Below are 20434 nucleotides of genomic sequence, written 5' to 3'. Positions count from 1 at the left end.
TCCGCGCGCCGTCCCCGTTCCCGGGTCAGTGCCGCAGGTCGACCAGCAGCGGCGGCACCTGCTCCCCCGTCACCGAGGTCAGCGAGACCACCGCGTGCCCGGACGGCAGCGCGTGCGCCAGGTCGGACGGCGACCAGCGGTGCCGCTCGACGTCCCGGGTGGTGACCGACTCGGTCTGCGCGGTGGTGCCGGACAGCGCCTTGCGCACCAGCCGCCCGGCCCGGCGGACCGTTCCTCCGGAGGTGTCCGGGACGTGCGTCACCGCGGTCTCCCGCACCAGGTGGGTGCCCCACGCCTCGGAGAACAGCCGCCCGTCCCAGGGCGCGATGCCCGGGAACGCCATCCGGTTGCCGACCGCCCCGAACAGCGGCGCGCGCAGCGCCTCCGGCAGGTCGGACAGCGTGCGCAGCAGCAGCACCACGCCCGCGTTGGCGCCGCGCAGCCGCTGGATCCCGCGGATCGCCTGCGCGTCGACCGCCGCGGTGGCGTCGTCCAGCACCATCCCGGCGAACAGCTCCCGGTCCCGGCGGTCGGCCGCGGCCTGGGTGAACTGGCCCAGCAGCAGCCGCGACAGGATCCGGGCCGCCTCCGGGTGGCTGCGCTCGGGCAGCTTCACCCGCACCCGCAGCGGGTGCTCCAGCGCGCGCATCGCGAACGCGGGCTTGGCGTCCGGCCCGCCGGAGAACCCGGCCGCCAGCGCGGGCCGGTCCAGCAGCGCGAGCCGGTCCGCGAGCAGGGCGCCCGGGTCGTCGGCCCGGCCGTGCATCCGCTCGCGCTGCTGCAGGTCGGCCTCGAACTCCGCCCGCCGCCCCGACTTCTGCACCTGCTCGCCCAGCTCCGCCCAGCCCTCCGCGTCCCCCGCCAGCAGCGCCCGCAGCGTCCGCACCCCCGGGTACCGCCCGTACGCCGCCCGGTACGGCCCGACCACCTGCTGCATCGCGGCCCGGGCGCTCTCCGCCCGCGGCGCCAGCTCGTCCGGCAGCAGCGCGTCCGCCAGCCGGGCCGCCGCCTCGTCCGAGTGCGGCGCCGCGCCGTACAGGTCCAGGCCGTACGGGGCCGCCGGGTCGCCCGGGGCGATCACCACGTCGTACCAGTCGTCGGGCCCGAGGTCCGCGTCGGACGCGCCGACCACCACCGCGCAGGCCGCGCCCGCCAGCGCCTGCAGGCACAGCGCCTCGGCGACCGGCCGGGCCAGCGCGGCGGTCTTGCCGGTGCCCGCCGGGCCGACCGCCAGCAGCGAGGTGCCCAGCACCCGCGGGTCCAGCGCGAAGCCCGCGTTCCGGTGCGCTACCGGGTTCTTCGGCACGTCCTGCGCCGTCCCCAGCCGCACCTGGCGCACCAGCAGGTCGTGCCGCGCCGCCCGCCCGCCCGGCAGGTCCCGCTGCTCGGACGGGTGCGCGCACGCCGCCCCGCCCCGGGCCTCCACCTGCGCGGCGAACTCCCGCCACGCCACCGGGTCGCTCCCCACCGTCCGCCACGCCTGATGCAGCCGCACGTAGTCCACGTCCCCGACCGGCTCCCCCTCCAGCCGCCGCACCGCGTCCCCGACCGGCCGCAGCTCGGCCCACACGTCGACGACGGGCGCCGCCTCGGGGGCGGGGGGGACCTCGGTGACGGTGTGGGACAGCAGCGGGAGCAGGAAACGGCGGCCGACCTCGCGCCAGCGGCCCATGTACCCGAAGACCCTGATCACCCCGACGATGATCAGCAGGTTGACCGCGAGCGCGACCAGGATGGTCGGGATCTCCGAGAGGGAACCGAGGCCGAGCAGGCCGAGGCCGGACAACGCGAGTCCGCGGCCGTAGATGAACACCAGCCAGGCGGCCAGCAGGTTCAGCGCCGCCCGCAGCAGCAGCGGCCCCGCCGGGGTGCTGGCCTGTTCGGCGGCCTCGGGGTCGTGCGGGGTGTGGTGCTGCCGGTAGATGCCGGGGGCGGCCTCGGGGCGGGGGGCGGTGACCCAGGTGGGGAGGTGGAAGGGGGCGCGGGGCGGGGGGAGATGGGGGCGGGTGCGTTGGGTTCTCGCGTCGTTCAGTTCCACTTCGGGCCCCTCCTACGTTGCCGGCGGTGCCATACCCGCATCGCCGTCCCACCGACACACCCGGGGGCCAATGTAGTGGAGCGCGCGGGCGCGCAGCCGATCTTCGGCCACTGGCCGCGTCGGACAATTGGGCCGTCCGAGCACTACCGAGTGGCGCATGCCCGGGCCGTACGGCCGGTCGTAGCCTGCGGTTACCGCGTCAAGAACTTGGAGAAGACAGATGAGCGCTGCAACGCCGCTCCCGCAGGAGCGCCGACTGGTCACCGCGATCCCCGGCCCGAAGTCGCAGGAGCTGCAGTCTCGCAAGCTCGGCGCGGTCCCGGCGGGCGTGGGCACCACGCTGCCGGTGTACGTGTCGCGGGCCGGCGGCGGCGTGCTGGAGGACGTGGACGGCAACAGCCTGATCGACTTCGGTTCGGGCATCGCCGTGACGAACGTGGGCAACAGCGCCGCGGCCGTGGTGGCGCGGGCGACCGAGCAGTTGGCCGCGTTCACGCACACCTGTTTCATGGTGACCCCGTACGAGGGCTACGTGGCGGTGGCGGAGCAGCTGAACGAGCTGACCCCGGGCGACCACGACAAGCGCACCGCGCTGTTCAACTCGGGCGCCGAGGCGGTGGAGAACGCGGTGAAGATCGCCCGCGCCTACACCAAGCGGACCGCCGTGGTGGTGTTCGACCACGGCTACCACGGCCGCACCAACCTGACCATGGGCCTGACGGCGAAGAACATGCCGTACAAGCAGGGCTTCGGGCCGTTCGCGCCGGAGATCTACCGGGTGCCGGTGGCGTACCCGTACCGCTGGCTGACGGGTGCGGAGAACTGCGCCGCCGAGGCGGCCGCGCAGGCGATCGACCTCATCAACAAGCAGATCGGCGCGGAGAACGTCGCGGCGATCATCATCGAGCCGATCCAGGGCGAGGGCGGTTTCATCGAGCCGGCCAAGGGCTTCCTGCCGGCGATCGTGGAGTTCGCGAAGGCGAACGGGATCGTGTTCGTGGCGGACGAGATCCAGACCGGCTTCTGCCGCACCGGCCAGTGGTTCGCGTGCGAGGACGAGGGCATCGTCCCGGACCTGATCACCACCGCGAAGGGCATCGCGGGCGGCCTGCCGCTGGCGGCGGTGACCGGCCGGGCCGAGATCATGGACGCCGCGCACTCGGGCGGCCTGGGCGGCACCTACGGCGGCAACCCGGTGGCCTGCGCGGCCGCGCTGGGCGCGATCGAGACGATGAAGTCCGAGGACCTGAACGGCAAGGCGCAGCGGATCGGCGAGCTGATGCTGGGCCGGCTGCGGGCCATGCAGGAGAAGTTCGAGGTGATCGGCGAGGTCCGCGGCCGCGGCGCGATGATCGCGGTGGAGCTGGTGAAGCCGGGCGGCAAGGAGCCGAACCCGGAGGTGACCGCGGCGATCGCGAAGGCGTGCCACGCGGAGGGCCTGGTGGTGCTGACCGCAGGCACGTACGGCAACGTGCTGCGCTTCCTGCCGCCGCTGGTGATCCCGGAGCACCTGCTGGTCGAGGGCATGGACATCCTGGAGTCGGCCTTCGCGGGCGCCTGAGCCCTGCGGGCGCGGCGGAACTCCTGGTGAGCGGCGCGGGGGCCGGACGGAGCGGATCCCGTCCGGCCCCCGCGCCTTCGCGTGCCGGACGGGCGGGTGGAGGTGGCCCCACCGGTGGTGAAGATGCTGTGCACGATGGCGGGTCCCCCGTCCCCGGCCGCGGCTTTGACGTACTGTCATCACAGATGGACAGCGAACAGCACCCACTGCCCACCACTCCGTCCGCCGTCGAGGCGGACGCACTTGACCGATCGACCGGCCGTCCCGCCCACACCCCCCGGGCCGCACGGCGCGGCGATCGCCTTGGTCGCCCCGGAGCTCTCCCCCCTGCTCCGGGGCGACCGGTTTTTGCTGTCCTGCCCATGACACTCGCGCTGGTGCTGCTCGTGGTCTCCTGGCAGGTGGCGGTGGACGGGCCGCTGCTGGGGGTGGACACGGCGGTGCGCGACGGGGTGCGGCGCCTGCGCCGGGCGATCGGCTCGACGCTGCTGAACCACCTGGGCGTGGCGCTGTCGGACCTGGGCGGCGCCCTGGTCGCGATCCCGGTGCTGCTGGGGTGCGCGGGCCTGGCGGCCCGGCTGGCCCGGCGCGGCGGGCGGCCGCGCTGGTGGGTGCCGGTGCCGGTGGCCGTGGCGGCCGCGGTGCTGGTCCCGCTGCTGGTGGTGCCCGCGAAGGCGTGGTTCGCCCGCCCGGGCCCGTACGGGACGCCGCTGGCCGCGGACCAGTGGGGCTGGTACCCCTCGGGCCACACCGCGACCTCGTCGATCGCGTACGGGACGGCGGCGCTGCTGCTGGCCCGGGTGCTGCCGACGGCGGTCGGACGGCGGCTGGGGGCGCTGGCGGCGCTGGTGTGCCTGGGGGTGGGGGCGGGCCTGGTGTGGAGCGACTTCCACTGGCTGCTGGACGTGGTGGCGAGCTGGTGCCTGGCCGGCCTGCTGCTGCTCGGCCTGCACCGACTGCTGCCGCGCCTGCTGCCCGACCGCCCGTGACCTGGTGACCGACGGTCCGTCAGGCGCCGTTTCGGTCCAGACCATTGACGCCCACCCGGCTCGCGCGCACCCTGTTCCCCACCCATTCAGCACGCGATCGCCGGGAGGCGAATGTGCGTTCCCCAGTCATGCCCATGACGCGTTTTTCGGTGGCGGCCTCACTGCTGGCCCTGGCGGTGACGGCGCTACCGGTCCAACCGGCGGCAGCGGCGGCGGCCTCCCCGATGCAGGTGTACGGGGCCTGGCACTGCAGCAACGACGCCTGCACCTGGGCGAAGGTGCGCGACCTCGCCGAGTTCGACGCCGCCAACCACTGGCTGATCGACCGCGGCGACGGCCGCCCCTCGGTGAACGTGGTGGTGCTGAGCTTCGTCAACCCGCTGCGGCTTCTGAACGGCACCACCGACGCCGGGAACGCCGCCGGGGTGCCGGTCGGCATGGACCAGCGGGTGGTGGACTACTTCACGGCGCACGGCGTCCGGGTGATGCTCTCCATCGGCGGCATCACGTACACCGGCGACTGGGACACCGCGCTGGCCCAGAACGGCACGCTGCTGGGCCAGAAGGCGGCGGCGCTGGCGAGCAAGCTCGGCGTGGGCATCGAGATCGACTACGAGAACAGCAACAACCCGAACCTGACCGGCCTGCAGGCCTTCGTGGACGCCTACCGGGCCGCCCACCCGTACGACGCCTCGGGCGCCGACCCGACCGCCCGGCTGACCATCGACGTGGCGGCCGGGGACCGCTGGCTGATCGGCATCGACCAGTACGCCACCGCGCACTGGCTGACCACGGCGAACCCGGTGCTGGACTACGCCAACGCGATGGTGCCGAGCAAGCAGCCGTCCGCCTCCTCGGCGGTGGCCAACTGGCAGGAGCACCTGGACGGCAAGCCGACCTACAACCCGGCGATCCCGCCGCTGGCCCCGGCGAAGTTCACCGGCAGCCTGTACATCGCGGAGGGCTCGCAGGTCCGCCCGGAGTGCACCAACTTCGCGAACTCGGTACAGAAGGCCACCGGCAGCTGGCTGCAGAGCGCCGCACCGAACGGGGCGGGGACGACGGCCGGGCTGCTGGGCTTCATGTTCTGGGCGGCCGAGAAGCCGTCCACCCGGGGCGTGACCACCGCCCCGCCGAACAGCTGCGAGGGCGGGGTCGGCGCGGGGGCCACGGCCTTCGCCGTGCCGGTGCCGATGCCCCCGCTGCGCCAGGGCTGAGCGGACGCGGGGGCGGGGCGGCGGCGCGGGGAGGGCGGACGCGGGACGGTCAGCCCTCCTCGCCGGTGAGGCGCTGGACGGTGCCGGCCTCCCCGCCCTCGCGCCGCCAGGCGACGACCAGTTCGTCGCGGGTGCCGAAGCGGACCAGGTGGCGGCCCACCACGTCCTCCAACTGGGCGAGGGCCTCCTCGGCGCCCTCGACGGACAGCAGCAGCGCGCCGTCCTCGGCGGTGAGCTCGGCCCGGCCGGCGCCGAAGACGAGCGAGCCGCGGCCGGTCTCCTCCGACCACTCGGCGGGGACCTTGCGGCCCATGTGGGCGGCGAGCTGCTTGGCGTAGCGGGCGGGACGGTCGGTGCTGACGCGGGCGGTGGAGCGGGCCATGACGGACTCCTCGAATCGAAGGCGCGGGGCACTTAGGCTCGCCTAAGCTACTCGACTACTGAGCCAAGCTCAACAAGTTATCGAGGCGAGATCGGTCACCCTCCGTACCCGCTCCGGGCCGCCCGCTACCCTGTGCCCATGACCACCCCCGGCCCCTCCGACACCGCAGCGGAACTCGCCGACGCGCTCACCCGGGCGATGAAGCGGATCCGCCGGCGGACCATGCAGCGGCTGGAGCCGTACGGCCTCACCCCCGCCCAGGGCCGGGCCCTGCGCACCCTCGCCCACGCGCCCGGCTGCGAGAGCGCCGAGACCATGCGGCTGAGCGAGCTCGCCGAGCGGCTGCACATCGCCCCGCGCTCCGCCACCACCGTGGTCGACGCCCTGGAGGAGGCCGGCCTGGTCGCCCGCACCCCCGACCCGGCCGACCGCCGGGCGGTGCGCCTGGTGCTCACCGAGGACGGGCACGGCGCGCTGGAGCGGATCTCCAAGGTCCGGCACGAGGTCGCCCAGGAGTACTTCGGCCCGGTCAGCCCTGCCGAACAGGACGCCCTGCTGCGCGCGCTGCGGCACGCCGAGGAAGCGTACGAAGCCGGCCCCACCCCGTAGCCGGAACCGCGCCCAGCCCGATCCCCGCGATCACCAGCAGCGCCGCCGCCCCCGCCGCCGGACCGAACCGCTCGCCGAGCAGCAGCGCCGCCGAGGACATCCCGAACACCGGCACCAGCAGCGAGTACGGGGCGACCGCCGAGGCGTCGTAGCGGCGCAGCAGGTGGCTCCAGGCGACGAACCCGAACAGCGTGGACACCAGGCCGACGTACAGCACCGCGCCGATGCCCGGCCAGGTGATCGCGCGCAGCGCCGCCCAGTCCGCGTCCGGGCCCTCGACCAGCAGCGACAGCGCCAGCAGCGGCAGCGGAGGCACCGCGGAGACCCACACCATCCAGCGCAGCGCGTCCGGCGGGGCGGCCCGGCGGGTCAGCACGTTGGCCAGGCCCCAGGCCACCGCCGAGCCGATCACCAGCACGAACGCCCCGACCGGCCCGGCCACGCCACGGTCGGCGGCGGCCAGGGCGATCCCGGCGAACGCCACCACCAGCCCGACGGTCCGCAGCCGCCCGGGCCGCTCGCCCAGCATCCCGGCGGCGAACAGCGCGGTGAACCCGGCCTGGCCCTGCAGCACCAGCGAGGACAGTCCGGCCGGCATCCCGGCGTGCATGCCGAGGAACAGCAGCCCGAACTTCACCACCCCCAGCACCAGCCCGACCCTGAGCACCCACCGCCACGCCACCCGCGGCGGGCCGACCAGGAACACCGCGGGCAGCGCCACCACGGCGAACCGCATCGCACAGAACAGCAGGGGCGGGAAGTCGTGCAGACCGACCTCGATCAGCACGAAGTTCAGGCCCCAGACCGCGGCGACCAGCACGGCGAGGGCGATGTGACGCGGTGTCATCGCGGAGGAGGAGGTCATGCCCCGAGGATCTCCCGGGACGACCGTTCAGCACCAGCGACCTTTCCTCAACCGGACCGTTCAGCAATGCTTCACCGTTGCCGCATCATGGACCCATGATGGATCTGGGACGCCTGCGCGCCCTGCACGCGGTCGCCGTGCACGGCTCGGTCGGCGGGGCCGCCGCGGCCCTCGGCTTCACCCCCTCCGCGATCTCCCAGCAGATCGCCAAGCTCGAACGCGAGACCCGCACCGTCCTGCTCGAACGCCAGGGCCGGGGCGTCCAGTTGACCGACGCCGCCCGGCAGCTCGCCGACACCGCGCGGCGCGTCCTGAGCCTGGTCGAGCAGGCCGAGGTGACGTTGGAGGAGCAGCGCGGCCGGGCGGTCGGACGGCTGCTGGTGGCCGCCTTCCCCACTGCGGCGCGCGGCCTGCTGCCCGCCGTCCTGGCCGAACTGCACGACACCTGTCCCGAGTTGGACGTCCGCCTGCTGGAGAGCGACCCGTACCCGGCGGCCGAACTGGTGGCCCGCGGCGAGGTCGACCTGGCGGTCGTGCAGGACTGGGCGACCGTCCCGCTGCCGGTGCAGCCCGGGGTCGACCGGCTCGACCTCGGCGAGGACCCGGTCGACCTGCTGCTGCCCGTCGCGCACCCGCTGGCCGCGCTGGACGCCGTCCCGGTGACGGCGCTGCGCGGTCAGCGCTGGATCAGCGTCCCGCCCGGCAACATCTGCCACGACTGGCTGCTGCGCACCATGCGGGAGACCGGCGAGGAACCGGACGTCGCCCACCAGGTCGGCGAGTTCCAGACCCAGCTCGCCCTGATCGCCGCCGGACTCGGCCTCGGCCTGATCCCCCGCCTGGGCCGCGGCCCCCTCCCGCCCGGCACCACCGCCCGCCCCGTCACCCCCGAACCCGTCCGCCGCGTCCACGCCCTCTGGCGCACCCAGACCTCCCGCCGCCCCGCCGTCACCGCCACCCTCACGGCCCTGCGCCGCCACTGGAACGCCCTGCCCGACGGCTCCGCCCCTACGCCAGTCCCACCACCAACCACATGAACCCCACCCCCAGCAGCGTGCACGCCAACGTGCCCGCCCTCCCCCTTCCCCTCCCCCCGCCGGAGGCACCCTCCTACCGCCCCTTCACGCCAGCCCCACCACCAACCACATGAACCCCACCCCCAACAGCGTGCACGCCAACGTGCCCTTCGACGGGTGCGGGCTGTGCGCCTCGGGCAGGATGTCGGAGGTCGCCAGGTACATCAGGAACCCGCCGAAGAAGCCGAGGTAGAGCCCGAGCAGCTGTTCCGGGATGGTGAACAGCAGCGTGATCCCGGCCCCGGTGACGGGCGCGAGCGCGTCGGCGAACAGCAGCGCGACGGCCCGCCGCCGGTTGTTCCCGTACAGCCGGGTGAGGGTGTACGTGTTGAAGCCGTCCGCGAAGTCGTGCGCGACGACGGCGACGGCGACGACCGTGCCGACCGTCGTCCCGGCCTGGAACGCGGCGCCGATCGCGAAGCCGTCCATCATGCTGTGCAGCACCAGCGCGGAGGCGGCCGCGATCCCGACCCCCTGCTCGCGCTGCCGCTCGCCGTGCTCGTGCCCGTGCGCGTGCGCGTGGCCGTGACTGTGCGCCGCGTACTCGCCCTCGTGGCCGCGGTGGATGGCGACGGCGCGTTCCACGACATGGATGGCGAGGAAGCCCCCGGCGAACATCAGCAGCGCGGCGGGGACGCCGTGGACCTGCTGCGGGGCCTGTTGCATCGCCTCGGGGAGCAGGTCGAAGGCGACCACGCCGAGCATCAGCCCGGCGGCGAGGCCGAGGACGAGGTGGCGGCGGTCCCCGGTGCGCTGGGCGACGAACCCGCCGACCAGGGTCATCAGGAACGCGCCCGCGGCGACCAGCACGGCGGTCAGTTTCGGCCTCCCCCGTCACGGTGCCGGGGGCCGGACGGCTGTGCTGACCGCTGCCCACGGGCATCCAGTCCGTCCGGCCCGGGCCGGACGGTGCCGGGCCCTGCGACCAGCCTGCGGGAGGGCCCGGCGGCGCGCCGCCGGGACGGCCCGTCGGGGTGACGTCCGGGAGCCGCGGGGCGCGGGGCGCGGCGTTCAGCCGTCGCTGGCCGCCCGGTAGACCGCGGCGAGCTGCGGGGCGCCCTGCTCGGCCCAGTCGCGGCCGATCGCGGTGGCGTCGAGCTCGAAGCCGGTGCCGAGCACCATCAGGGGGCGCCCGTCGGCGGCCAGCCGCCAGCGGGCGTCGGGCACCTGGCGGCGGATCACCGTGCCGAGGTAGAGCCCGGCGTCGGTGCCGAGCCACTGGGACACCTGCGGGTCGTCGCGCCAGCGGGGCAGCAGTTGGTCGAGGGCGGTCAGCGAGTCGACGGTGTCGTCGAGGCGGACGCCGGAGGAGTCGGCGAGTTCGCGCAGCAGCCCGCACTCGGCGTACATCTCGGCCATCGCGAGCTCGCGGTCCTGCTCGGCCACCGGCCGGGTCGCCCGCGCGGCCGCGCGCCGCTCGTCCCGGTGACCGGGGAATCGGTTCTCCACTCCCCCAGCCTGACAGCCCGTCCGGCCGTCCGCCGGGCGAACCCGCCGTTTCCCTGCCTCACAGGGTCAGCGGCAGTTCCAGGTGGGTGCGGGCGAGCTCGCGGATGCCGGGGCCGTCGATCAGGTGGATGCGCTGGTGGCGTTCCTCGCCGGTGAGGTCGAGCGCCTCGTCGGTGAAGCGGCCGCAGGTCATCCGCAGGCCGCGGTCGGCGCCCTCCTCGCGGACGGCCTCGGCGAGGGTGGCGATCTCCTCGGCGGTGACGGGGCCGGGGCCGCGGGAGGCCCACACCACCCAGCGGCCGGGCAGTCCGCTGCCGGGGTCGCCCTCGGCGGTGGCGACCAGGCCGGCCGGGCCGCGCAGCCGCACGCTCCAGTCCCGCAGCCCGCCCGCGGTGAGGACGGCGCGCACCAGCAGGGCGAACTCGCCGGGCGACAGCTCGCCAAGCGCGGGCACCGCGGAGGAGGCGCTGCCCCAGGGTTGGACGGCCTCGCCCGCGTACGGGTCGGGGCTGATCACAGCGGCCAGGGCGCGCAGCCGCAGCAGCGACTCGTCGTGCTCGGCCTCCGCGTAGACGCCGCCGTCCGCGCCCTCGTCGCCGAGGTGACCGGCGTCGGGGACGAGTCGGGTGCGGGCCAGCGCGTCGCGGTCGGCGTCGACGCTGAGCAGGCACTGCGGGGGCTGCCCGGGGACGCGCAGCCAGCCGTTCAGGACGACGCCGGACAGCACCTCGTCGGTGTCGACGGCGTCCGCGGCCTGCAGGGCGCGCAGCGCGAGCCGGGCGGCCAGCCGCAGGTAGTCGGTGCGGACGTCGGCGGCGGGGCGGGGCACGGGTGCGACCTCGCCGGTGTCGGTGAGCCGGTAGCCGGTCAGGGCGGGGACGGTGTCCAGCGGCGGCAGGTCGAGGTCGAGGACGGCGGTGCGGGTGAGGGCGCGGAACACGGCGCGGCAGGGGGCGGGCAGGTCGCGGGTGGCGCCCTCGGCCGCGGCCAGGGCGCGCTCCAGCAGCGATTCGACGGCGGCGGGCTCGGCCTGCCGGTAGGCGCGGCGGCACTCCTCCAGGCTGTCGTTGTACTCCTGGACGGCCCGGGCCCGGGCCCGTTCGGCCTCCTCGTGGGCCTGCCGGGCGGCGATCGCGCCGCTGTCGGCGAGTTCGGCCTGCCGGGTGCGCCACTCGCGCAGCGCGCGCTGGTGGCGCAGCCGGGCCTGGGCGAGTTCGCGCTGGTAGCCGGAGTCGAGCAGGCGGCGCGAGCGCGGCTGGTCGGGGTCGGCGCCGACGGGCTCGGGCGGCGCGAAGTCGGCCCAGGCGGGCTCGGGTTCGCTCTCCGCGGCGGCGTCCGGGAAGGGCCGGGGCTGGTAGCTGCGCAGTTGGCTCTCGAAGTCCATCGCGGAGACCGGCTGGGCGGCCCGGCGCAGCAGGTCGGCCAACTGCCGGTGCTCGGCCTGGACGGCGAGGGTGCGGTGGTGGGTGAGCGCGGCGGCGCGACCGTGGGCGGCGACCGGGTCGTCCGCGTCGATCGTGCCGTTCACGTCGTTCGTGTCGTTCACGTCGTTCGTGCCGTCCGCGTCCGCGGCGGCGGGCGGCTCGACCGGTCCGGGCTGCGGCGGGACCACGGGCGGGGGCGGGGTGGTGGCGCGGCCCCAGACGTGGTCCGGTGCGCGGTCCCGGAGCCGCGCCCGGTTGCGGCCGCCGGGGGGCTCCTCCGCCCGGGCCTCGTCGCGGACCTCGTTCTCGCCCTCGTTCTCGTCGTCCTCGTCGGCGCCGAGTTCGCGGAACAGCGAGGCCAGGAACCCGGGTTGGAGCGCCGTGGCGGCGACGTCGGTGCTGCCCTCGGCTGGATGCTGCATCGGCGGTCTTCCCCCTGCTCGTCCGGTCGTCCGGTGCCCCGGCGCACGTCGGCGGGCCGCCGCGGCGGGGCCCGAGCAGCATTGTCCCCCGTCCGGGGCGTCCGGGCGGCCAACACCGGTGGTTTGGCCGACCCTTGACGTCCGCTCGGTCGCGTCCCGCGGGGGCCGGTGCGGCACCGGCCCCCGGGAGGGGCGGTCGGGGGCGGTCAGTTGGTGCGGGTGTTGGTCAGGTGCAGGCCGATGTAGCCGACGTAGATCCGGCCGCTGCCGGAGCAGTCGTCCAGGTAGTGCACCCGGGGGGCGGTGCCGCCGCCGCCGATCCGCAGGTGGGCGCCCATGAACGCGCGGCAGGAGGAGTCGACGACGGGGGGGACGGGCAGCATCCGCTGGCGCTTCCACTTGCCGTGGCTGGCGACGGTGCGGGACTCGCCGCGGACGGCCTTGCGCGGCGGGAAGCGGTGGCAGCCGGGCGGGGTGTGCTCGCACCACTGCTTGAAGTCGCCGCCCGCCTCGCCGCGCACCGCCGCGGCCGCGTACTCCTGGAGCGCGGTCAGGCCCTCCCAGGTGAGCCGGGCCCAGCCGTCGGCCTCGCTCTGGCCGTCCAGGGCGAGCGTCTCCTTGCTGTCGCCGGTGTACTCCAGCAGCGGGAACTCGCCGAAGCGGTCGACGAGTTCGCCGAAGCTGGCGGGGCCGGTGCCGCAGCGGGACCGGCGCGGCTCGCGGGGTTCGCGGGGGAGCTCGATCCGCAGCCGGCAGCGCTCCAGTTGCACCGGCGGGCGCTCGGCCACGGCCCGGGGCGCGGCGGGGGCCTTGCGGACCTCGGGCGGCAGCCACAGGGCGGGGACGGCGTCCAGCGGGGCGGGCAGCGGCAGTTCGGCGGCGATCCGGCGCGGCTCGCGGGCCAGCAGGGCGGCGGCGCGGCGCGGGTTCTCGTCGATCCGGCCGCGCGGCAGGACGGGGTGGCGGGCGGCGTCGGTCCGGGAGGCCGGGTCGACCTCGGGCAGGAAGGTGCGCACCGCGCCGCCGTACACCTTGTGGTACTCCAGCGCCAGGTTGAACCGGGGCAGCGCGGCGTGCCCGAGCACGTACAGCGAGGCCAGGCCGGGGAGCTGGCGCAGCAGCGGGTCGAGCACCTGGCACTGCCACTGCTCGACCGGCACGGCGGGCGGCACGCTGGCCACCACGGTGGGCAACTGCCGTTCGGGGTCGCAGAGTTCGTCGATCAGGTCGTCCAGGTCGCCGGGGGCCAGCAGCCGCGGCGCGACGGTCAGCGGCACCGGGCCCTCGGCGGCGTCGAGCAGCGGCAGCAGGCGGCGGACCAGGTCGGGTACGGGCACCCGTCCGGGCGGGACGGCGGTGGGCCCGGCGGGGAGGTGCTCGGCCTCGATCCGCAGCCGGGTCGGGCCGTCGACGCGGTCGGAGGCCAGGGTGAGGGTCAGTTGGTCGGTACCGGGTTGAACGGCGGGCGTGCGCAGTCTGCGGCGGCTGTAGCGGGCGCCGGGGCCGTGGCCGGGCAGCGGGCCGCCGTCACGGTCCAGCAGGACCCGCTCGCCGAGCCGTAGTCGCTCGGGCGGCGCCTGCCGTTCGCGGGGCGCGGGCTCCTCGTGGCCCTCCGACTTCAGCCAGTCGGCGAGCAGTTGGTCGACGAGGGCGGCGGTCTCGTGGTGCGGGCGGGGTGTCGCGGCCGTCAGCCGGTACGGCGGCTGGGCGTGGTCGGTGGGCATGCGCGGAACCTCCCGTGGTGCGGTGCTGGGCTCTGCGAGTCCTCCTCCCGGAGGTCGGTGGCGAATCGTTGTTCCTGCTGTCTAGGAGACGAAACGATCAGGAGCGGAAGTTCCGCATCCGGGCCCGTTTCCTTCGATCGAGTGTCATCGGGCGGCAACGGGAACGTCACCGGTGCCGCCTCTGCTACCCGCCCGCCCGCGATCGATGCACGCGTCCCCGGCGCCTTCCGCGAGTTCTCCACGGGATCGCCGCGGCTTCTCCCCGGGGGAACTGACCGGGCCTCAGACCTCGACCTCGACGAAGGTCCGCCCCGCCGGGGCGGCCGCGGCCGACCCGCCGGTCGCCTCGGCCAGCCAGGTGTGGAACTCCGCTGTCTCCGGCTCGGGGACGCCCACCTCGATCCGCACCCCCTCCGCCAGGTACTCCAGCCCGGCCACCGCGTACCCGGCCGCCCGCAGGTCGTTCTCCAGCCGCCCGGCCCGGGTGTGGTCGACGGCCACCGACAGCAGCGCGACCGGGCGCCGCTCCAGCAGCCCGACCTCGTCCAGCGCCTCGGACACCGCCGCCCCGTACGCCCGCACCAGGCCGCCCGCGCCGAGCTTGATCCCGCCGAAGTAGCGGGTCACCACGGCGACGGTGTCGGTCACCCCGCGCCGCCTCAGCACCTCCAGCATCGGCACCCCGGCCGTCCCGGCGGGCTCCCCGTCGTCGCTGGAACGCTCGCGCGGCTGCTCGCCGCCGACCACGAAGGCGGTGCAGTTGTGCCGGGCGTCCCAGTACTGCTTGCGGACGCCCGCGATGAAGGCCTGTGCCTCGTCCTCGTCGGCGACCCGCGCCAGGTGGCAGACGAACCTGGACTTCTTGATCTCCAGCTCGTGGCTGCCGGAGCCCCGGACGGTCAGGTACGGCTTGGGGCTCGGCTCCGCCATGGCGCTGGTGCTCTCCGCTGTCGGTCTCGTCTCGGCGCCCGGCCCTGCGCCGGTCCCGCCGCCCAGCCTATGCCCCGCCGTCCGGCACCCGGCTCAGCGCCCGCTTCAGCGTCCGGCTCGGCCTCCGGCTCAACGCCCGGCCAGGGCGTTGAGCCGGGCGCGGTCGAGGCCGGTGCGCTCGGTGACCTCGGCGAGGTCGACGGCGCCGCAGTCCAGGCCGCGCAGCACGTAGCCGCTGAGCGCGCGGGCGGTGGCGGGCTCGTCCATCACGTCGCCGCCGGTCTTGGCGACGTACGCGGCGAGCCGGGCGCAGGCCGCGGCCAGGCCCTCGCGGTAGAAGGCGTAGACGGCGGCGTACCGGGTGGGCAGGTGAGCGGGGTGCATGTCCCAGCCCTGGTAGTAGGCACGGGCCAGCGAGCGGCGGACCAGGCCGTGGTGCAGCCGCCAGGCGGCGTGCACCTGCTCGGTGGTGCCGGTCGGGACGACGTTGGTGGAGCCGTCGGAGAGCCGGACGCCGGTGCCGGCCGCGGCGACCTGCATGACGGCCTTGGCGTGGTCGGCCGCCGGGTGGTCCATGCTCTGGTGGGCCGCGCTGACCCCGCAGGCGGCGCTGTAGTCGAAGGTGCCGTAGTGCAGGCCGGTGGCGCGGCCCTCGGCGGCCTCGATCATCAGCGCGACGGTGGCCCGGCCGTCCGGACCGAGGATCGCCTGGGTGGTCTCGATCTGGATCTCGAACCCGATCCGCCCGGCGGGCAGCCCGGCCCGCCGCTCGAAGTCCTCCAGCAGCCGCACCAGCGCGGTGACCTGGGCGGCGTGGGTGACCTTGGGCAGGGTCAGCACCAGCCCGTCCGGCAGGCCGCCCGCGGCGAGCAGGGTGCCCAGGAACAGTTCCAGGGTGCGGATGCCGCGGGCCCGGACGGGGGCCTCCATGCACTTGATCCGGATCCCGACGTACGGCGGGGCGCTGCCGTCGGCGACCGCCGCGGCCACCAGGTGCGCGGCCCGGACGGCCTCGGCGTCCTCCTCGGCGTCGGGGCGCGGGCCGTAGCCGTCCTCGAAGTCGATCCGCAGGTCCTCGATCGGCTCGCGCTCCAGCTTGGCCCGCACCCGGGCGTGCACGTCGGCCAGCAGGGTGTCGTCCGCGACCCCGAGCGCCTCGGCGAGCCGCCCCGGCGTACCGGCGTGCTCGTCGAACGCGGCGAGCGCCTGCGCGCCCCACTCCCGGACGGTGTCCGCCCCGAACGCGTCGGCCGGCACGTACACCGTGTGCACCGGCTGCCGGGAGCCGGGCTCGCCCGGGTAACGGCGCGTCAACTCGGCGTCCACCGGCGCCAGCAGCGCCTCGACGGCCGACCGGGCGGCGTCCGAGAACGAGACGGACCGGTCGGCACCGACCTGGGCTGGCTGCGACATCCGGGGGCTCCTCCACTCAGCGCACGACTTCAACAATTTGTTGATGCGAAGGTAGTGGCGGCCCCGCGGAACCGTCAATGGCCGCCCGACCGGAAGAACCGGCGGACGGCCATCGCGCTTTTGTGGTGATCTCCGAACGGCGCCGCGGGTCACTCCCCGCGGCCCGACTCCATGTACCGCTCCTGCAGGTCCTGCCAGACCTTCTCCACGTCCTTCACGGCGACCCCGCCGTCCGGCCGCGAACCCGGGACGCCGCGCTGGGTCAGGTACTCCGCGAACCGGCGCTCGTCGGGGTGCCGCTGGTTCTCCTCCATGTAGCTGACCAGCGCGTCGAAGCACTCGTCCGCGTCCAGCGGCTCCACCCCGCCCGGCAGCGGGCGGCGCGCCGGGACGTCCTGCGCCTCGAACGGCTCCGGCTCGGGCGCCATCATCGCGTCCAGCCGCACCGGACGCCCCACCGTCAGGACCTGCTCCGACTCCGCCGGCCCCTGCTGCTGCACCGGCTGCTGCTGCGGACCCGCAGCCCGGGCGTGCCCGTTCGGGTGAGCGTGCCCGTTCGCCTCCGGCCGGTACTCCTCCGGCCGGTACTCCTCCGGCCGACCGCCCGGCTCGGCGTACGCCTCGGCCCGCGGCGGCTGGTACCCCGAGTGCGGACGGGCCGCGTCCTCCGGGCTGCTCGGACGCGGCGCCTTGAACCACGGCGACGCCTGTCCCGGCACCCGCGCCGTGTGCACCTGGTCCGGCTGCGCCACGTGCGAGCGCACCGGACGGGCCGTCCACACGTTCAGCTCCGCCGACGAGTCGATCACCGGCGCGGCCTGCGCCGCCTCCGGGTCCTGCTGGTCGCGCAGCCGCAGCGCGGCCAGCTTCGCCAGCGTCGGCACCGCCACCGCCGCCGACACCTGCGGCACCGCCTGGGCCGGAGCCTGCGCCTGCTGCTGGAGCTGCTGTTGCTGGGGCTGCTGTTGCTGGGGCTGGGGCTGGGGCGCACCCAAGGCCCGGCCCGGCACCGCCTGCTGAGCGTGCGTCACCTGACCGCCGTGCACCGCCGGCACCTCCTGCTCGACCGCCGACGCACCGCCCGACGCCACCACCAGCGGGCCGTCGATCCGGTCCAGCACCGTCGGGTCCAGCGGGACGCCGTACTTCGCCAGCTTCAGCGGCAACAGCGCCTGGAACGGCGCCGACCGCCGCCACCCCCGCCCGTACCGGAACCGCAGCTGCGCCCGGTACACCAGCCGGTTCTGCTCCAGCCGCACCGTCTCGTCGTACGAGCGCAGCTCCCAGAGCTTCATCCGCCGCCACAGCCGGAACGTCGGCACCGGCGAGAGCACCCAGCGCATCAGCCGCACCGACTCCATGTGCCGGTCCGCGGTGATCGCCGCGATCCGCCCCACCGCGTGCCGCGAGGCCTCGACCACGACCACGAACAGCACCGGGATCACCGCGTGCATCGCCATGCCCAGCATGTCGCCCCAGGAGGCCGCCGCGTTGAACGCGATCGTCGCGGCGGTCAGCAGCCACGCCGTCTGCCGCAGCAGCGGGAACGGGATCCGCAGCCAGGTCAGCACCAGGTCCAGCGAGAGCAGCACCACGATGCCCGCGTCGACGCCTATCGGGAAGGCGTAGGAGAAGGTGCCGAAGCCCTTCTCCATCGCGAGGTCCCGCACCGAGTTGTAGGACCCCGCGAAACCGATGCCCGAGATCACGCACGCGCCGACGGCCACCACACCCAGGAGTGCCCGGTGCGCGCGGGTAAGGGAAGGACGTGCCATTCGTTAGATCAACCCCTGGGACTCGGCAGCTGCCGTATACGACCTGTAGCCGCCGAGTACACGTCCCCGCCCCGGGGCGCACGCTGCACGTCATCGCGCCGTGACACGATGCCGGTGCGCCGTCGACAGACTCGGCCCACCGGATACTACTCGCACGGGCGTTCCCCCTTGTCGCCAGCCCGGACCACGCCCTCCGATCGCCACCACACCTCCACTGGTCCACACCACCACCCGCACCCGCCCGGCCCCGCTGCCCGCCGCCGCTCGCCTCCGTCCCGTTCCGCCCGTCCCGTTCCGCCCTCCGGCTCAGCCGGCCGCCGACCGCTCCGCCGCACCGTTCAAGTACGCCAGCACCGCCAGCACCCGCCGGTTGCCGTCCTCCGTCGGCGCGAGCTCCAACTTCCCGAAGATGTTGGCGATGTGCTTGGCCACCGCCCCGTCGCTGACCGTCAACCGCGCCGCGATCGCCGAGTTCGAGCAGCCCTCCGCCATCAGCCCCAGCACTTCCCGCTCCCGCGGCGACAGCCGCTGCAGCGGCTCGGACCCGGCGGTGTGCTGCAGCAGCCGACCGATCACGTCCGGATCCATCGCCGTCCCGCCCGCCGCCACCCGCCGCACCGCGTCCACGAACTGGTCCGCGTTGAACACCCGGTCCTTGAGCAGGTAGCCCACCCCGCCCGTCCCGTCCGCCAGCAGCTCCCGCGCGTACAGCTGCAGCACGTGCTGCGACAGCACCAGCACCGGCAGGCCCGGGATCTCCCGGCGCGCCGCCAACGCCGCCTGGAGCCCCTCGTCGGTCAGCGTCGGCGGCAGCCGGACGTCCACCACCGCCACGTCCGGCCGCTCCGACAGCAGCGCCGCCAACAGGTCCGGCCCGGTCTCCACCGCCGCCGCGATGGTGAACCCGTGGGCCTCCAACAGCCGGGTCAACCCCTGGCGGAGGAGGTAGAGGTCCTCGGCGAGGACAACGCGCACGGCAGCTCCATCGTGATCGTGGTCGGCCCGCCCACCGGACTGTCGAGCGAGATCGTCCCGTCGAACGTACCCAATCGCTTCTCGATCCCCCGCAGGCCACCGCCCGCCTCCATCCGCGCACCCCCGCTCCCGTCGTCCGTCACCACGACCCGCAGCCGCCCGGCCCGGTACACCACGTCCACCCAGGTCTGCCGGGCCCGGGCGTGCTTCGCCACGTTCGCCAGCAACTCGCTCACGCTGAAGTACACCGCCGTCTCCAACGCCGCCTCCGGACGCCCCGGCAGGGCCACCGCCACCTCCGTCGGCACCACCGCCGTCAGCGCCAACTCGCGCACCGCATCCGGCAGTCCGCGTTCCGCCAGCACCGGCGGGTGGATGCCCCGCACCAGGTCGCGCAACTCCTGCAGGGCCTTCGCCGACGCCGCCCGGGCCTCCGCCAACAGCTCACGGGCCGCCGCCTGATCGGTGACCATCAGGTGCTCGATCGTGCCCAACGTCAATCCGATCGACACCAGCCGCGCCTGCGCCCCGTCGTGCAGATCCCGCTCGATCCGCCGCAGCTCCGCCGCCTGCGCGTCCGCCGCGTCCGCCCGGGTCTCCGTCAACTGCGCCACCCGCTCGGTCAGCTGAGCCCGGCTCGGCTGCGGCCCACCCCCCAGCACCCGGCACGCGAACGCCCCGTGCATCCGCACCGCCCACGGCATCGCCGCCAGCCCCGCCACCATCAGCACCCCACCGATCAACCCGGAGAACAGCAGGCTCACCGGCTTGCTGTACAACCCGAAGAAAATCCGCGAATCCACCGTCGCCGTGAGCGCGAACACCAGCCCGCCCCACATCATTGCCATCGGCACCCCCAGCAGCACGACCACTGCCACCGGGTTGGCCAGCAACCACACCCCCTCCCGCTGCACCTGGTGGTCCCGCACCGCCCACCGCACGGACTGCACCAACCACGCCACCTCCCGCCGCCGGTGGTACGACACCCCCGTCCACCAGAACCCCCGCTCGTCCCGCTCCAACGGCTCCCGGGCCGAATACACCACCCCCCACCGCTCGCCGGCCTCCCGCTCCACCCGCTGCCGCGTCCACACCGCTCCCCGCCGCACGAACCAGTACAGCGCCGACACCCCCGCCACGACCGCACTCGGCACCGCCGCGTAAAGCGCCAACGGCCCATGATCGAACAGCGCCACGGCCAGCAGCGCCGCACACAACGCCGCCGCCACCGGCACCACCACCCCCGCGCCCGCCGCCAGCGTCATCACCGCGGCCTGCCCCCCGGCCCGCACCGCCACCCGCGCCCGCTCACCCAACACGGACCGGTCGGCCCCACCGCCGAACCACACCGTCGTCGTCAAAGCCCACTCCCCGAGAAGTCGAAACCGTCCCCGAACGCTCCCCAGTCTCCCCTCGGCACCAGGGTCGGCACATTGGCCGTGTCACCCCTCTTTGGGGTGGACCTAGGACCACCCCCCTGGTGAGGAGCGCTTCCGGTCCGGAAACGCGAGAAAGCCCCCTGACTTCCCGTCAGGGGGCTTTCCCACAAAGATTGTTCGGCGGCGTCCTACTCTCCCACAGGGTC

The 20434-nt window shown here is 74.9% G+C and carries 17 protein-coding genes; 5 read left to right on the top strand and 12 right to left on the bottom strand.

Annotated elements, in window-relative coordinates; all coding sequences use genetic code 11:
• Positions 1-25: 25 nt before the first annotated feature.
• The gene (locus ACFY00_RS32015; RefSeq protein ID WP_388036053.1) at positions 26-2038 is read right to left on the bottom strand and encodes an ATP-binding protein; all 2013 of its coding nucleotides are present in this window, start codon (positions 2036-2038) and stop codon (positions 26-28) included.
• Positions 2039-2258: 220 nt separating this feature from the next.
• Here ACFY00_RS32015 and gabT point away from each other — a divergent pair, with 220 nt between their 5' ends.
• The 3 genes from gabT (at position 2259) to ACFY00_RS32000 (ending at position 5805) form a co-directional block, all read left to right on the top strand.
• The gene (gene gabT, locus ACFY00_RS32010) at positions 2259-3599 is read left to right on the top strand and encodes a 4-aminobutyrate--2-oxoglutarate transaminase (protein WP_388036051.1); all 1341 of its coding nucleotides are present in this window, start codon (positions 2259-2261) and stop codon (positions 3597-3599) included.
• A gap of 362 nt (positions 3600-3961) precedes the next feature.
• Positions 3962-4588, top strand: a complete 627-nt coding sequence (locus tag ACFY00_RS32005; protein WP_388036049.1) for a phosphatase PAP2 family protein — start codon at positions 3962-3964, stop codon at positions 4586-4588.
• A gap of 134 nt (positions 4589-4722) precedes the next feature.
• Complete coding sequence (locus tag ACFY00_RS32000) at positions 4723-5805, top strand: hypothetical protein (RefSeq protein ID WP_388036047.1); 1083 nt, start codon at positions 4723-4725, stop codon at positions 5803-5805.
• Positions 5806-5854: 49 nt separating this feature from the next.
• Here the strand turns inward: ACFY00_RS32000 and ACFY00_RS31995 are convergent, their stop codons facing one another.
• Positions 5855-6187, bottom strand: coding sequence for a DUF2218 domain-containing protein (locus tag ACFY00_RS31995; RefSeq protein WP_388036045.1), 333 nt, complete (start codon positions 6185-6187; stop codon positions 5855-5857).
• A gap of 138 nt (positions 6188-6325) precedes the next feature.
• Here ACFY00_RS31995 and ACFY00_RS31990 point away from each other — a divergent pair, with 138 nt between their 5' ends.
• Positions 6326-6796 (top strand): MarR family winged helix-turn-helix transcriptional regulator, encoded by a 471-nt coding sequence (locus ACFY00_RS31990; RefSeq protein WP_388036043.1) that lies wholly within the window; start codon positions 6326-6328, stop codon positions 6794-6796.
• On the opposite strand, the gene ACFY00_RS31985 is transcribed toward ACFY00_RS31990, so the two are convergent.
• On the bottom strand, positions 6717-7643 hold the full coding sequence (locus tag ACFY00_RS31985; RefSeq protein WP_388036154.1) for an EamA family transporter: 927 nt from the start codon (positions 7641-7643) through the stop codon (positions 6717-6719). The genes ACFY00_RS31990 and ACFY00_RS31985 overlap by 80 nt on opposite strands.
• Before the next feature lie 113 nt (positions 7644-7756).
• On the opposite strand from ACFY00_RS31985, the gene ACFY00_RS31980 reads away from it, so the two are divergent.
• A complete protein-coding gene (locus ACFY00_RS31980; protein ID WP_388036040.1) occupies positions 7757-8698 on the top strand; it encodes a LysR family transcriptional regulator in 942 nt (313 codons plus the stop codon).
• 84 nt (positions 8699-8782) lie between these two features.
• Here the strand turns inward: ACFY00_RS31980 and ACFY00_RS31975 are convergent, their stop codons facing one another.
• From ACFY00_RS31975 to ACFY00_RS31935, 9 genes are all read right to left on the bottom strand, one after another.
• Positions 8783-9520 carry a ZIP family metal transporter gene (locus tag ACFY00_RS31975; protein ID WP_388036152.1) on the bottom strand — a complete coding sequence of 246 codons (738 nt, stop codon included), beginning with the start codon at positions 9518-9520 and terminating at the stop codon, positions 8783-8785.
• A gap of 228 nt (positions 9521-9748) precedes the next feature.
• On the bottom strand, positions 9749-10186 hold the full coding sequence (locus ACFY00_RS31970; protein ID WP_388036037.1) for a DUF6278 family protein: 438 nt from the start codon (positions 10184-10186) through the stop codon (positions 9749-9751).
• 58 nt (positions 10187-10244) lie between these two features.
• Positions 10245-12032, bottom strand: a complete 1788-nt coding sequence (locus ACFY00_RS31965; protein WP_388036034.1) for a restriction endonuclease — start codon at positions 12030-12032, stop codon at positions 10245-10247.
• A gap of 206 nt (positions 12033-12238) precedes the next feature.
• On the bottom strand, positions 12239-13756 hold the full coding sequence (locus ACFY00_RS31960) for a hypothetical protein (protein WP_388036031.1): 1518 nt from the start codon (positions 13754-13756) through the stop codon (positions 12239-12241).
• A gap of 282 nt (positions 13757-14038) precedes the next feature.
• Entirely contained in the window at positions 14039-14686 is a 648-nt protein-coding gene (locus ACFY00_RS31955) for a YigZ family protein (protein ID WP_388036027.1), read from the bottom strand.
• A 129-nt stretch (positions 14687-14815) separates the two neighbouring features.
• A complete protein-coding gene (locus ACFY00_RS31950) occupies positions 14816-16099 on the bottom strand; it encodes a DUF6986 family protein (RefSeq protein ID WP_388036024.1) in 1284 nt (427 codons plus the stop codon).
• Positions 16100-16248: 149 nt separating this feature from the next.
• Positions 16249-17826: a DUF2637 domain-containing protein gene (locus ACFY00_RS31945; protein WP_388036021.1), complete on the bottom strand. Its 1578-nt coding sequence runs from the start codon at positions 17824-17826 to the stop codon at positions 16249-16251.
• Positions 17827-18180: 354 nt separating this feature from the next.
• Positions 18181-18849, bottom strand: coding sequence for a LuxR C-terminal-related transcriptional regulator (locus ACFY00_RS31940; RefSeq protein ID WP_388036019.1), 669 nt, complete (start codon positions 18847-18849; stop codon positions 18181-18183).
• Entirely contained in the window at positions 18801-20210 is a 1410-nt protein-coding gene (locus tag ACFY00_RS31935) for a sensor histidine kinase (RefSeq protein WP_388036017.1), read from the bottom strand. Before ACFY00_RS31935 ends, ACFY00_RS31940 begins: the two co-directional genes overlap by 49 nt.
• Positions 20211-20434: the final 224 nt, after the last annotated feature.

It is taken from the genome of Kitasatospora sp. NPDC001540, from assembly GCF_042894345.1.
In the GTDB taxonomy this organism is placed as follows: Bacteria; Actinomycetota; Actinomycetes; order Streptomycetales; family Streptomycetaceae; genus Kitasatospora; species Kitasatospora phosalacinea_C.
This window is presented reverse-complemented; position numbering and strand designations above follow the sequence as displayed.